This is a genomic window from Peribacillus sp. NPDC097895 (genome assembly GCF_050277555.1).
In the GTDB taxonomy this organism is placed as follows: domain Bacteria; phylum Bacillota; class Bacilli; order Bacillales; family DSM-1321; genus Peribacillus.
In genome coordinates, this window is record NZ_JBNNSH010000001.1 from 1,628,806 (window position 1) to 1,643,947 (window position 15,142).

The 15,142-nt window shown below is 36.3% G+C and carries 9 protein-coding genes and 2 pseudogenes; all 11 read left to right on the forward strand.

Annotated features, from left to right (window positions below; genetic code table 11):
• The first annotated feature begins 57 nt into the window (after nt 1–57).
• A complete protein-coding gene (locus ACQKMH_RS07870; protein ID WP_427586848.1) occupies nt 58–2,100 on the forward strand; it encodes a hydantoinase/oxoprolinase family protein in 2,043 nt (680 codons plus the stop codon).
• 3 nt (nt 2,101–2,103) lie between these two features.
• Complete coding sequence (locus tag ACQKMH_RS07875; protein WP_427586849.1) at nt 2,104–3,783, forward strand: hydantoinase B/oxoprolinase family protein; 1,680 nt, start codon at nt 2,104–2,106, stop codon at nt 3,781–3,783.
• Between the two features lie 43 nt (nt 3,784–3,826).
• Entirely contained in the window at nt 3,827–4,021 is a 195-nt protein-coding gene (locus tag ACQKMH_RS07880) for a hypothetical protein (protein WP_144527680.1), read from the forward strand.
• 156 nt (nt 4,022–4,177) lie between these two features.
• Entirely contained in the window at nt 4,178–5,641 is a 1,464-nt protein-coding gene (locus ACQKMH_RS07885; RefSeq protein WP_427586850.1) for an NAD-dependent succinate-semialdehyde dehydrogenase, read from the forward strand.
• Between the two features lie 100 nt (nt 5,642–5,741).
• Entirely contained in the window at nt 5,742–7,082 is a 1,341-nt protein-coding gene (locus ACQKMH_RS07890) for an aspartate aminotransferase family protein (protein WP_427586851.1), read from the forward strand.
• Between the two features lie 82 nt (nt 7,083–7,164).
• Nucleotides 7,165–7,305: pseudogene (locus tag ACQKMH_RS07895) on the forward strand (alanine dehydrogenase); the annotation flags it as partial.
• Between the two features lie 260 nt (nt 7,306–7,565).
• Nucleotides 7,566–8,574, forward strand: a pseudogene (locus ACQKMH_RS07900) (flotillin family protein); the annotation flags it as partial.
• Between the two features lie 1,064 nt (nt 8,575–9,638).
• Nucleotides 9,639–11,510: a beta-glucoside-specific PTS transporter subunit IIABC gene (locus ACQKMH_RS07905; RefSeq protein WP_427586852.1), complete on the forward strand. Its 1,872-nt coding sequence runs from the start codon at nt 9,639–9,641 to the stop codon at nt 11,508–11,510.
• 74 nt (nt 11,511–11,584) lie between these two features.
• The gene (locus ACQKMH_RS07910) at nt 11,585–13,066 is read left to right on the forward strand and encodes a glycoside hydrolase family 1 protein (protein ID WP_427587539.1); all 1,482 of its coding nucleotides are present in this window, start codon (nt 11,585–11,587) and stop codon (nt 13,064–13,066) included.
• Nucleotides 13,059–14,492 carry a glycoside hydrolase family 1 protein gene (locus ACQKMH_RS07915; RefSeq protein ID WP_427586853.1) on the forward strand — a complete coding sequence of 478 codons (1,434 nt, stop codon included), beginning with the start codon at nt 13,059–13,061 and terminating at the stop codon, nt 14,490–14,492. Before ACQKMH_RS07910 ends, ACQKMH_RS07915 begins: the two co-directional genes overlap by 8 nt.
• The gene (locus tag ACQKMH_RS07920; RefSeq protein ID WP_427587541.1) at nt 14,470–14,775 is read left to right on the forward strand and encodes a phosphocarrier protein HPr; all 306 of its coding nucleotides are present in this window, start codon (nt 14,470–14,472) and stop codon (nt 14,773–14,775) included. Before ACQKMH_RS07915 ends, ACQKMH_RS07920 begins: the two co-directional genes overlap by 23 nt.
• The last annotated feature ends 367 nt before the right edge of the window (nt 14,776–15,142 follow it).

The window sequence follows — 15,142 nt, forward strand, 5'->3', positions numbered from 1 at the left end:
TATATAGATAAATTTTGTAATATTTAAAATAGTTAGAATTAATAAGGGGGAACAAGTATGAGTAAGTACATTTGCGGCATTGACATGGGAGGTACATTTACTGATTTTGTATCTTTTAACACAGAAACACAAGAAGTAGAAGTTTGGAAAAATCTATCTACTCCTAAACAACCTATTAATGGTTTATTGACTGGATTAAATAATTTTGATGAGCTAACAAGTGTAGGTCAAATACGTCATGGCACAACCATTGCCACAAATGCAATTTTAGAAAGAAAAGGGGGAAATGTGGCATTTATTACAACAAAAGGCTTTAAAGATGTCCCATTTATTCAACGGGGAAATCGAAAAAAACATTATGATATCAGTTGGATTAAGCCTGAACCACTGGTAAAACGGAGGAATTGTTTTGAGATTACAGAGCGATTAACTCATAAAGGCGAAGTATTACAGGAAATAAATGAAGAAGAAGTAAAACAAATCGCAGAAGAAATAAGAAATAGAGGCGATATTGATTCTATTGCAATTAACACTCTATACTCCTATGTAAATCCCTCACATGAACAACAAATAAAATCTCTCTTTAAAAAATACCTACCTGAAATTCCAGTTTCGATTTCATATGAAGTTCTCCCAAAATGGAAGGAATACGAAAGAGGCAGTACAGTTATTGCAGATGCCTATATTAAACCGATTGTTTCAAACTATGTGAAAACGTTAGAAGAAAACTTTGAAGATATGAACATCACAAAAAATGTAGGAATCATGAAATCAAATGGTGGAATTATGACCATCGATGCTACTGATCAAGCTCCGATTAACACTGCAGTTTCAGGCCCAACTGGAGGAGTTGTAGCTGGAAAATCAATTGCAAATCTATGTGGAATTGATAATCTTGTCACACTTGATATGGGTGGAACTAGTACAGATGTAGCGGTAATCGTAAACGGAGAAGAACAATTTACGACGAACTTTGAAATTGAATGGGGAATCCCTATTCAAGTACCAATGATAGATATTCGTACAATTGGTGCAGGTGGCGGAAGTATTGCTTCTATAGATAAAGGCGGAATGCTAAATGTTGGACCAGAAAGTGCAGGTGCACATCCAGGACCAGTGTGTTATGGAAATGGTGGAGAGAAACCGACTGTAACGGATGCCAATTTAGTATTAGGCCGTTTAAATCCACAAAATTTCCTTGGTGGAAAAATGAAACTTGATTATGATGCTGCGTATAAAGCTATCGAAAAACTGGGTGAACAAATAGGAATGTCTGTAGAAGAAACTGCACTGGCAATTGTGAAGATTGCCAATAACAATATGGTTGGAGCATTAAGAATGGTATTAATTGAACAAGGATATGATCCACGTGACTTTACAATGCTCAGTTTCGGTGGAGCGGGCCCTGTACATGCAAGCGACATTATTGATATCGCTGGTATTCCAAATTGTATTGTTCCAGTGTACCCAGGACAATTTTCGGCGTTTGGCTTTGTCCAATGTGATGCCCGAGTGGATTTGCAGCGAACTGTCCAAATGACCTCTAAGTTTTTTGATATTGATCGAGCAAATCGAGTATTCCAAGAATTAAAAGAAACCGGTATGAATGACTTAATTTCACAAGGATACAGAGAAAATCTTGAAGTTATTACATCCATTGAAATGAGGTATTTAGGCCAAAACTATGAATTAGATATTCCTTTTACTTATGCCCAAATTAATGAAGATAATGTTCAACATATTTGGAATACTTTCCATGATATGCACAATGATCGTTTTGGTTTCAAAATTGACGGTGAAGTGATGGAGATTGTTAACTACAAAGTTACAGTCATTAGTAAACCTGAGAAAGCAAAATTAAAAAATATTGACTTAGCAAATGGAGGAATCGCAGTTCCAAAAGATGAACGTTTAGTTCGATTTGATGATGAATTTTTGGCAACAGCTATTTATGATCGAGATACACTATTAGCCGGTCATAGAATTGCTGGTCCGGCAATTATTGAGGAAAGTGCATCTTCAACTGTAATTAGGCCAAATCATATCGTAATAGTTGACGACTTTGGAAATCTTCATATTAAAACAAAGGAAGGGTGTTAATAAATGGATTATGTAACAATGAATATTATTAATTCTGCAATGATATCAATTTGCCGTGAGATGGGAATTACTCTCATGAAAACCTCTTATTCTACTATTTTTAATGAAGCTTTAGATTTTACATGTGGTCTTGCAAATACAAAAGGGGAATTAATAGCAGTTGCTGACTTCTGCCCTGCAATGATTGGTGGTATGCCAGTTTTAATTGATAACTGTATCAAAGAAATACCTGTTTCTGAAATGAAGCCTGGAGATGTCATTCTTCATAATGATCCATACAGAGGGGGATTGCATATTCCAGAACATACATTATTTAAACCTATCTTTGTAGACGGGGAAGTGGTTGGTTATGCGGTCGCCATTGGACATATAGCAGAAATTGGTGGAATCGTTCCAGGAGGTTTTGCTGCAGAAGCAACGGAAGTATTTCAAGAAGGGATAAGATTACCTCCTGTGAAAATTATTAACGAAGGAAAAGACAATGAGGCTGTGTGGAAAATTATGCTAGCTAATGTAAGGACACCAAGACATAATTACGGTGATTTAAGAGCGTTAATCAGTTCTGTTAATTTGGGTGAATCAAGATTATCAGAGCTAATCATTAAATATGGAAAAGAAATCTTTACACAGACAGTAGATGATCTATTGGATTACTCTGAACGTCGTATGCGTGCAGAATTAAAGGAAATTCCAAATGGTTATTATGATTTTGAAGATTATATTGAAAATGATGGAATTGAAGATAAGACTTTCACGATTAAAGCAAATGTGTATGTGGAAGATGAAGAAGTCATTGTAGACTATACGGGAACTTCACCACAAGCACGTGGACCGATTAATGCTACTTATGGTGTATCTGTTTCAGCAGCTTATAATGCCTTATTGCATATTACAGATCCTGAAATTCCAAAGAATTCTGGATGTTTTAGACCTATTAAAGTAGTAGCTCCTCCAGGAACAGTAGTAAATGTTGATTTCCCAGCACCGGAAGTAGGGGGCAATACGGAAACACATCCAAGAATAGCATTAGCTATTATAGGAGCTTTCTCTAAGGCAGTGCCAGAGAAGGTCATGGCTTGTGAAGGTGGTACTCATCTAAACTTTGTATTTGGAGGGCATCACGATGACTATGATGAATATTATGTTTGCTATGATTTAGAAGCTGTAGGATGGGGTGCGCGCCCATATGCTGATGGAAATAATATGGTTGACTCGATAAACGGAAATTGCCGTACGACACCAACTGAAGTTTTTGAAACGAGATTTCCATGGCTTATAGAATCTTTTAATTTAAATCAAGATTCTGGCGGCCCTGGAAAGTATCGTGGTGGATTGGGTGCTGAAAAGGTTTTAAAATGTGTGGCCCAAGAAATAACTGTAAGCCAAATGTCAGATCGACATCAAATTGCGCCGTTTGGATTATTTAACGGTCAAGAAGGTGGACTGGGTGCAACGCTCGTGATGAAAAATGGAGAGAGTGAATGGAAAAATGTAAAAGAAGCTTATGGAAAGGTTTCTTCAAGTAAATTCTCCAATCTTACGTTGAAAAAGGGAGATAGAGTAAAGATAGTTACACCTGGTGGTGGCGGATATGGAGATCCATGTGATAGAGATAGAAGTAAACTGGAAGAGGATATTAAGGATGGTTTTGTGTCCGAAGGAGCAGCATTATCAATCTATTAAAATCCCTGAATGTTAAAACATTTAATTATGAGGAGATGATTTGATGAAATTCTCGAGTAATGGTTATTACGTGGAAAAATATGAAAAATGTTCAGTATGCGGAAAATTAGTTTATGAGAATAGAATTGAGACATTAAATATCCATGGAGTACAATCATTATTTTGCTCAGATTGGTGTGTGGATTGGGAAAAGATTAGGGTTCAAAAAAAGAAACAAGCCCAAAAATTATTAATCTAAATAAAAAATTACAGTAGTGGATATGATAACAAATTACTAATAACACATTAAATAAGGGCAAGAAAAACGTCATACATGGCCTTTCATACCCAAATGAAAGGCCATGTATGATATGAAAATAAATGAAGTTGTAAATTGTGTAACGGGAGGTCTAAAATGGAAATATTAAAGTCTCCAAAAAAATATCAGCTATTTATAAATGGGGAGTGGAAGGATTCAATTTCCAATCAAATTATTGAAGTGGTAAATCCAGCAAATGGAAATGTTGTGGGGCAAGTCGCTTCCGGAAACATGGTAGAGACAAAGGAAGCAATAGATGCTGCTTGTAATTCATTTTTGAGTTGGTCAAAAGAGACTCCTAAAGCAAGAGCGGATATTTTATTAAGACTCCACTCCCTTTTATTAGAAAATGAAGATCATTTTGCGTCGGTCATTACAAATGAAATGGGAAAACCTATTGTTCAGGCACGTAGTGAAGTGCAGATTGCTGCTGAACATTTTCGTTGGAATGCTGAAGAAGCACGGAGAATTTACGGTCAAACGATGCAATCATCTGAAAAGCAAAAACGTCTTTCCATTATACGTCAATCAGTTGGACCGGTTGCAGCAATCACACCATGGAATTTTCCTCTTTCAATGGTGGCTAGAAAATTAGCACCCGCACTTGCTGCAGGTTGCACAGTCGTATTAAAACCAGCCGAACAAACCCCTATATCTGCTATTGAATTTTTTAAACTAGCAGAGAAGGCTGGAGTTCCTAAGGGAGTTATTAATCTTGTGATTGGAAATCCAAAGGAAATAGGAGATATCCTATTAGAAGATAAACGAATTAGGAAGATTACTTTTACTGGTTCAACAGAAGTGGGAAAACTTTTATATAAAAAAGCAGCTAACCAAGTTAAACGAGTTTCTTTGGAACTTGGCGGACATGCACCAATTATTGTATTTGAAGACTGTGATTTAGAGAGTACAGTGAATCAAGTAGTAAGGAGCAAGTTTAACAATACAGGGCAAACTTGTGTATGTCCTAATAGAATTTATGTACAGGAGTCAATTAAGGATACATTTATTAATTTATTTAAGGAAAAAGTCCAATCTCTAAAAATGGGGTATGGAATAGATGAAAATATTGATGTTGGACCAGTGGTGAATAAAAGTGGGCTAGACAAAGTAAAAAAACATGTAGAGGATGCTCTGCAAAAAGGGGCCACCTTAGTAGTTGGAGGGAAAGTTTCTGATAAAGATCATCACAAAAATGGTTATTTTTATGAACCTACAGTCTTAGATTGTGTAAATGAACAAATGTTAATTGCTAATCAGGAAACATTTGGTCCCGTCGCTCCTATATTTAGCTTTGAAATTGAGGAAGAAGTAGTAAAAAAAGCGAATAATACAGACTATGGTCTGGCGGCATATATATTTACAGAGAATCTTTCTCGTTCAGTTAGAGTTTCTGAGGCATTAGAATACGGAATGGTAGGGATTAATGATACAGTATTCTCGCAAGTAGAAGGATCTTTCGGTGGAATAAAAGAAAGTGGCATCGGGAGAGAGGGCGGCCCTGATTGTCTAGACGATTTTCTGGAAATGAAATTGATTACTACAATTATTCGAGATTAGACAATGTGTTGACAAATGAAAAAAACAGTAGAGAACTTTCTTAAATGGTAATACCAGTAGCACCATTTAACAAATTTTAGATAGAAAGGGTGTTAGTCTTATGAGTAATAAAAATAGATTTCAAGAGTTGGCCGAGTTAGATAAAAAACACTTTCTACATCCTACATCCTCGATAAAACAACAACAAGAAGATGGTCCTGCTTTTATTTTTTCTGAAGGAAAAGGTATTTATCTTTATGACATATTAGGGAATAAAGTTATGGATGGAATGTCGTCACTTTGGAATGTGAATATAGGACATGGCAGAAATGAAATAGTAGAAGCTGCAGCGGAACAAATGTCAAAGTTAGCATATAGCTCATGCTTTAATACATTTAGTAATGAGCCTGTTATTAAATTAGCAGAGAAAATTTCTCAAATCACACCAGGTGATTTGAATACGACTTTTTTCACTTCTGGAGGATCGGAATCAAATGATACAGCTATTAAACTAGTACGACATTATTGGATATTGAAAGGCGAAAAAGACCGAAAGAAGATTATTTCTAGGAAAAAATCCTACCATGGTTTAGCAATGGGAGCCACTAATGCTACAGGTCTAAAACCATTTCGGGATTTTTCAAACACATTTTCTCCAGACTTTTTCCATGTAGAAGATCAATCAATAGAAGCACTTGTTGATTTAATTGAAAAAGAAGGACCTGAAACTATTGCTGCATTTATTTCGGAACCTGTTCAAGGGTCTGGAGGGGTGCATGTTCCTCCTGTGGATTATTTTAAAGAATGTCGAAACGTATGTGATAAGTATGGAATTCTATTTATTGCAGACGAGGTTATAACTGGATTTGGAAGAACAGGGAAATACTTCGGGATGGAACATTTTGGTGTTATGCCTGATATTATGAGTATTGCAAAAGGGGTTACAAGTGGATATGCACAATTAGGTGGTGTGGTAATAAGTAAAAAAATTCATGAAGATCTAATTGAGCTTTCTACGGATACGTTTCTTCACGGGTATACTTACAGTGGTCATCCAACTGCATGTGCTGTCGCTTTAAGAAATATCCAAGTTATTGAAGAAGAAAATTTGATTGAAAATGCTAGATTGATGGGTGAAGAGATGTTGAAGGGATTCAAGTGGATTCAACAAGAACAAGAAATTGTTGGAGAAGTACGAGGGCTAGGTTTATTAGGAGCAATTGAATTAGGAAAAGGTCAGAGTACAAATGAAAGGTTGAATAACCCTCTAGCACCTTTGGTTGTAAAAGAAGCTGCAAAAAGAGGATTATTGTTTAGATCGGTTATTTTTGAAGGCCAAGATACGCTTGTATTTTCCCCTCCTTTAATTATTAATAAGCATGAGGTTCATAAAATGATAGAAATTATATCTGATTCTATATCTGCAGTTAAAATGAAGCATAACGAAAAAGAGCTTATCTAAAATATTAAGGTATAGATTCAGAGAAATGAGACAGATGGTATTAATTCATGAAGTAATTTTTTTCTTATGATGGAGAAATCTTATGATTATAGGAGCACCAAAAGAATTAATAAATAACGAAAATCGAGTTGGAATAACTCCAGCTCGTGTAACAGTATTTAATAGTAATGGACATGAAGTTTTTGTTGAGACAAATGCTGGTCTAGGAAGTGGCTTAATAGATCTCTTTCATATTCTAGATAATTATTCCAAGTTTTTTGCTCTTTATCCGTAAATGATAGTACCCAAGCTTTTCTATTATCGTTAGATGAAGATTTTCTATTGATTCTACCGACTTGTTGAATTATCGAGCGATCATTTTTAAATGAATTATAAAAAAATACTATTGAAAATCTATTATTATCAATACCTTCGACTAATTTATATTGATGAATAAAACACTTTATATCCTCGTTATTTTTTATAGAACTATACTCTTTATAAGCTAAAATGGGGCTCATCATCGTATCATTCACAATAAAAGATGTTCGTGACAAAAATGGATATCTTGAATCCCTAGGTAAGCCAAGAATTGCACAAGTGAAGAGAGATGCAGATATAGCTACCGCAGAAGCAGAGATAGAAACGCGAATCAAACGTGCCGAAGCATCGAAGGAAGCACAGCGAGCCGAACTTGAGAGGGCAACAGAAATTGCCGAAGCCGAAAAAATAAACAAACTGAAGGTAGCTGAGTTCAGACGTGAGCAAGATATTACCAAAGCACGGGCTGACCAAGCATATGATCTTGAAACGGCCAGATCCAAGCAGGATATAACGGAACAGGAAATGCAAATCAGGATCATCGAACGACAGAAGCAAATTGAGCTGGAGGAAAAAGAAATCCTTCGCCGTGAAAAGCAATATGATTCAGAAGTGAAGAAAAAGGCGGATGCCGACCGTTATGCGGTAGAGCAAGCTACCTCCGCTAACAAGATGAAACAAATTACAGAAGCGGATGCCGATAAGTATAAAATTGAAGCCATGGCGAAAGCAGAAGCGGAACGTGTTCGAATGGATGGTCTTGCTAAAGCGGACGCACAAAGAGCACAAGATACCACTGAAGCGGAAATCATCCGGTTAAAAGGGGTAGCCGAGGCTGAAGCCAAGCAGAAGATCGCTGAAGCTTTTGAACAGTTTGGTCAGGCAGCCGTTATGGATATGATTTTGAAAATGCTGCCGGAGTATGCTAAACAAGTGGCAAGCCCGCTTAGTAATATCGACAAAATTACTGTAGTGGATAGGTGGAAGCGGTGCGAATGGCGGGGCTAATAAAGTGACCGGGTATGCAACGAATTTAATGGCGACATTACAGGAATCATTAAAGGCATCTTCGGGCATTGATGTCAAAGACTTACTTGAAAATTTCTCAGGAAAGCGCAATATCCCATTTTCCTCCATCAATCAAGAGACTGTTGAAGCGAATAAGAATTTGGCAGCAGGCAAGGAAGAGTAGCAGAAAAGAATTAAAAAACAAAAAAACATATTATTTTGAATAAGTTTCGGCAACTCTCAAAACCATTACAGATAGGTATTTGAATTTACTTTTTGAGAATAAAATAACAGAGAGCCATTTTCAGCAAGACATAGATCAATTGACCAATAAAATTGATCTATTACTGAATGAAAAAGTTGAAATAGAACTAAAGATTCGAAGGTATAGTTATTGAATAAATTTGGTAAAACAATACGGCTCATTAATTGATGTTTTATTAGAGAAAAGAGTAATGCTGGAGAGTTAATTGGAGAATGTTGGAGTATCAAACACAGGAGACTTTGTTAGCTTTAAATAAAAATAAACAACCAAGGATGTTTGGTTGTTTATTTTTTGCTTTTTAATAAAAGCCTTTATTGATTTTTAGTTGCGCTAGTACTAAATGTTTGAAACTTAAAACTTTATTTATTTAATCAACTGAACATAATTGCATTGAGTTATAAATTTTAAAAGAAAAAGGTTTTTACTTATTTTTGATGTTTCACCCTATATATTGCAATCAAAGAAATATCATTTGAAAAAACACGGAACATAGATTGAATTTACAATCATTTGGCTTTAGAATCGTTCAATAAAGAAATGCCAGTTTCTTATATTGTTGATTATCTTAAAGGAGAACCCCATCTGATACTGAATTCTATTTAAACTTCCAGAACCGGGATTTTACAAGGTCAGCACAAACGAAATATATCTTAGAAATGATAGAAAATAATCTAACAAACAACACAAGAGAAAAAACTATAAGTGGTAGGAGTGATTCATGTGTTTTTATTTTTTACTTTGTAAGCGTTGACTATTTTTGAAATCGTGTTATATTTAAGTCAAATCAAATGCAATTTTAGGATTGTGACTGTTCGGCAGGCGATACCTAAACCCATTCTAGTAGGAATCATTGTGTTCTTCTACCTAGATGCGGTTTAGGTATTTTTTTATGCCCAAAAGGGAGTTGAGAATAAAAAAGTTAGGAAAAGAAAAAAAATGAAGTCTAAAATCAAATCCATTTATTAATAAGGGAGATTAAACAAATGGGGAAATTCTCGAAATTAGCCACTGAGATTGTTGAGAATATTGGAGGAGCGGATAACGTCTCTGACTTGTATCATTGCATGACAAGATTACGGTTTAAATTGAAAGACAATAGTAAAGCAAACAAAAAGGGAGTCGAGCAACTCGATGGTGTAATAACAGTCGTTCAAGGAAATGGCCAATTTCAAGTAGTCATCGGAAATGATGTAAATGCTGTTTATACAGAAATTGCTACTCAATATCCAATACGAATGTCTAGTGAAAAAGATCATCAAACAGAGAAGACAGGGAATATTATTACTCGCTTCTTCAATACGATGTCTTCTATTATGACACCGATTGTACCAGCTTTAGCTGGCGCTGGTATGTTAAAAGCACTTTTAGTTATCTTAACAACATTTGAGTTGTTATCGGCAGAAAGCGGCACGTATAAAATTTTAGCAGCAGCATCAAGTAGTGTATTTTACTTTTTGCCACTTTTATTAGCTATTTCAACAGCAAGAACCTTTGATGCAAATATGTTTATCTCACTGGTAATTATGGGCGCCTTGTTAGAGCCGAACTTTACAGGATTGATGGAGAAACCAGGGGATGTAACAAGTTTTCTTGGTATCCCAGTTATTTTAATGTCTTATTCGGCAACGTTAATACCAGCTATGTTGTCAATCTGGGCATTCTCACATTTAGAGAGATTTTTAAGGAAAATAATTCCACAAAACCTTCAAATTTTTGCTGTAGCATTAATTTCACTATTAATTATGGTACCGATAACAGCAATGGTGATTGGACCGATTGGAGTATTTTTAGCTAATAACATCGCTTCAGGTCTTGGGTTCTTAATTGAAAAAAATGGATTACTTACAGGCGCCTTAATTGGTGGCGGATGGACTTTCTTGGTAATGTTTGGTCTCCATTGGGGCGTCGTACCGGCTATGATTAATAACATTTCTATTAATGGTTATGACGTAATCAAACCGCCAACTGCAGCAGCAACCTTTGCTCAAGCAGGTGTTGCCCTAGGCGTATTCCTAAAAGCAAAAGATAAGAAATTAAAAGCGTATGCACTATCTGCTTTAATGCCAGCAATCTTAGCGGGTGTAACAGAACCAATTGTATACGGACTTTCAGTTAAGCTGAGAAGACCTTTAATCGCGGCTGTAATCGGTGGAGTTATTGGTGGTGCTTTTATAGGAGCAATGCATACTACTGTAATTGCCTATGTATTTCCGGCTTTAACTACACTTCCAGCTTTTGCAACTAGCACGTTTATTTACTATATCATAGGTATCTCAATTGCGTTTTTTGTAACTGCTGCACTAACCTATATTCTAGGGTTTGAAGAAGACGTACAAGTGGATGAAGAGTCTAATGAAAAAGTTACTCCAGTAGTTAAGCAGGCTGATACGTTAGCAACACAAACATCTAGTATTATGTCACCCATCAAGGGGAAAATCATTTCATTAACTGACGTTCCGGATGAAGTATTTTCTACAGAGGCAATGGGACGTGGAGTTGCAATGATTCCTGAAGATGGAAAAGTATTTGCTCCAGTTTCCGGTACAGTTACGGCGTTTTTTAAAACTGGTCATGCAGTTGGCATAACATCAGATGAAGGCGCGGAGATCCTCATTCATGTTGGCATTAATACAGTTGAACTTGAAGGGCAACACTTCCGACCAGCTATCTCACAAGGGCAGCGGATTGAGAAGGGCGATTTGTTGCTTGAATTTGATCTTGATCTGATAAAAAAAGCAGGCTACGAAATAATAACACCAGTGATTATTACCAATACAACAAAGTACGCCGATATAATCGCAACCGATAGCCATCATGTTACTTGTAACGATAAGCTCTTAACACTTGTAAACTGAGTGAGAAATGTACAATCTTTCCTAATTGATAATTCTTAATAATTTGAATAAATAAATTTTGGGGGTATATTGTGATGGAACATAAAACAAAAGCAACTTTTCCAAAAGATTTTCTTTGGGGATCTGCTTCGGCAGCTTACCAGGTTGAAGGTGCATGGAATGAAGGTGGAAAAGGTCCTTCTGTGTGGGATATCTACACAAAAATTGAAGGTACTACTTTTAAAGGAACAAATGGTGATGTAGCGGTAGATCATTATCATCGCTATAAAGAAGACGTTCGTTTAATGGCTGAACAAGGTTTAAAAACGTACCGTTTTTCTGTCGCATGGAGCCGTATTTTCCCTAGTGGAAAAGGAGAAGTAAACGAAGAAGGGCTGCGATTTTATAATAATCTTATTAATGAATTACTTGCCAATAAAATTGAACCAATGATTACTCTATATCATTGGGATATTCCACAGGCATTAATGGATGAATATGGCGGTTGGGAGTCACGTCAGGTAATTGAAGATTTTGACCAGTATGCTATTACGTTATTTAAGCATTATGGAGATCGCGTAAAATACTGGATTTCATTAAATGAACAAAATTATTTTGTTAGTTACGGGTACGAAACCGCTTTGCATCCTCCAGGAGTTAAAGATCGAAAAAGAATGTATGAAGTAAACCACATTGCCAATTTGGCAAATGCAAAAGTGATTCAATCGTTCCGTCAGTATGTTCCGGAAGGAAAAATAGGACCTAGTTTTGCTTATAAGCCATACTATCCAATGGATTCCAATCCTGAAAACATCCTTGCTTTCGAAAATAGTGAAGACTTGAATAACTATTTCTGGATGGATATTTACGCATGGGGACGCTACCCAATTACAGCTTGGAAGTATCTCGAAGAAAACAATTTAACCCCAACGATTCAAGAAGGTGATTTTGAATTGCTGGCTTCGGCAAAACCAGACTTTATGGGTGTAAACTATTACCGCACAACAACGGTTGATAAAAATCCATTAGAAGGTGGCGTTGACCTCGGTGTTAAAAATACAACGGGTAAAAAAGGGTCTTCTAAAGATTCAGGTATTCCGGGCATGTATAAGTCGGCGAAAAACCCTTATTTGGAAGCAACAAACTGGGATTGGGAAATCGATCCTCAAGGTTTACGAATCGGGTTGAGAAGAATCGCTAATCGTTATAATTTGCCGGTTCTCATTACAGAAAATGGACTTGGAGAATTTGATAAGTTAGAAGAAGGCGATATTGTAAACGATGATCATCGGATTGATTATTTAAAATCTCATATTGAAGCGATTCAAGATGCCCTTTCAGATGGTGTTGAAGTTTTGGGTTATTGCTCATGGTCTTTCACCGACTTATTAAGCTGGTTGAATGGTTATCAGAAACGTTATGGTTTCGTATATATAGACCGGGATGAAGAAAGTGAAAAAGATCTTCGTCGTATTAAGAAGAAAAGCTTTTACTGGTATCAAAATGTAATTGAAACAAATGGAGAATCTTTGCAAGGGCAATCATTAGCACAGCAAGGGGAAAATCCATATGAGTAAAGATGTTTTTCCGAAAGACTTTTTATGGGGTGGCGCTATTGCAGCCAATCAAACAGAAGGCGCTTGGAATGAGGATGGGAAAGGGCCTTCCATCAATGACGCGATTAGAAATGGAATTGTCGGTGGTTCATTGGATAACGAGATTGTAGATGGAAGATATTATGCCAGCCATGAGGCTATCGATTTTTACCATCGCTATAAAGAAGATGTAGCTTTATTTGCTGAAATGGGGATGAAATGCTTTCGAACATCTATCGCATGGTCTCGAATCTTTCCAAACGGAGATGAGACAGGGCCCAATGAAAAAGGACTGCAATTCTACGATGACTTATTCGATGAACTATTAAAGTATGGAATTGAGCCTGTTATCACCATTTCCCATTTTGAAACGCCACTGTACCTGGTTAAAAAATATGGAGGCTGGAAAAACCGTAGGTTAATCGGATTTTTCACGAATTATTCTGAAGTGATTTTTAGACGCTATAAAGAGAAAGTGAAATATTGGATGGCGTTTAATGAAGTCAATCATCTGCACACTATTCCGTTGGCAGCCGGTGCGATTGAACTGAAAAATGAAGAAACAAAACTGCAAGATATTTATCAGGCCAGCCACCACATTTTTGTAGCGAGCGCGCTTGCTACGAAAATGTGCCATGAGATTATTCCAAATTCACAAATGGGTGCCATGTTATCTCTTAGTCCTATCTATCCAAATACATGTAATCCTGATGATGTATTCGATGCTTATGAACTTAGAAGAAGATCTTTATTCTATTCAGATGTATTGCTGAGAGGCTATTATCCAAATTATACAAAGCGTATTTGGAAAGAGTATAACATTCAGGTTGAAATGGAACAGGGCGACGAAGAAATTATAAAGCAGTATACGGCTGATTATCTTGGCTTCAGCTATTACCGCAGTACAACACACCAAGCCGGGATGCCAATTTTGGGGAATACCGGTGGTATCATGGGTCTCGACAATCCTTATCTGGAAAAAACTGATTGGGGCTGGCCAATAGACGCAAAAGGGTTACGGTATGTTTGCAACGAAGTATATGACCGCTATCAAAAACCATTGTTCATTGTTGAGAATGGGTATGGCGGTCATGATGAGATCAATGAAGAAGGTAATATCATTGATGATGCCCGGATGGATTACCTGAATAAGCATTTGATTCAACTTTCAGAGGCCATTGAAGATGGCTGTGAGATTATCGGCTATACATGGTGGGGCCCAATCGATATTGTTAGTGCAGGTACCGGAGAAATGAAAAAGCGTTATGGTTTCGTCTATGTCGATAAAGATAACGAGGGTAACGGTACATTGGAAAGACGCAAGAAAAAGAGTTTTTATTGGTACAAACAAGTCATTGATACAAATGGAAAAGTTTTATTTGAAGATAAGCTGGTTCAAAAAATTTGATGAGGGAGAGTGTTTTCGTGCACGAAAACACTTTGTTTTAGCGGCCGAATCCGGTATTCAGGCTCGTCCAGCAACCGTATTGGTACAGCAGGCAAGCCAATTCAATGCGGATATCAATCTAAATTACAATAATAAAGTCGATAATATAAAATCCATCATGGGTGTTATGTCTTTAGGGATTCCCAAAGGTGCTGAAATTAAAATTTCAGCGAAGGGTTCTGATGCAAAGCAAGCTCTTGGTGCTTTAGAAGTAATCATGAAAATAGAAGGTCTGACAATTTAATAGCCGAAGAAAAACCCAAACATAGGACTTTTACCGGTAAAGCAGACAAAACCTAAATCATTGATTAATGGGGATCAATGTTTGGGTTTTTTCTTTTCAAAATAACTGATACGAAATAATATAATTAAATTAGTAATTCCTATTCAATTTTCTTTATAGAGAAAAATAGTACTGAAAAACAGAAAGTTAATTAATGAAGTAAATAATTCTCTTTGAAAACGGTTTCTAATTATATTATAATAGATAAAAATAAATGAAAAATAGGGATTGTGACTGTTCGGCAGGCGACACCTAAACCAGCATACAAATAGCAAAAAAATTGTTATTTGTATGCTGGTTTAGGTTTTTTATTTTCCAAACTTAATTG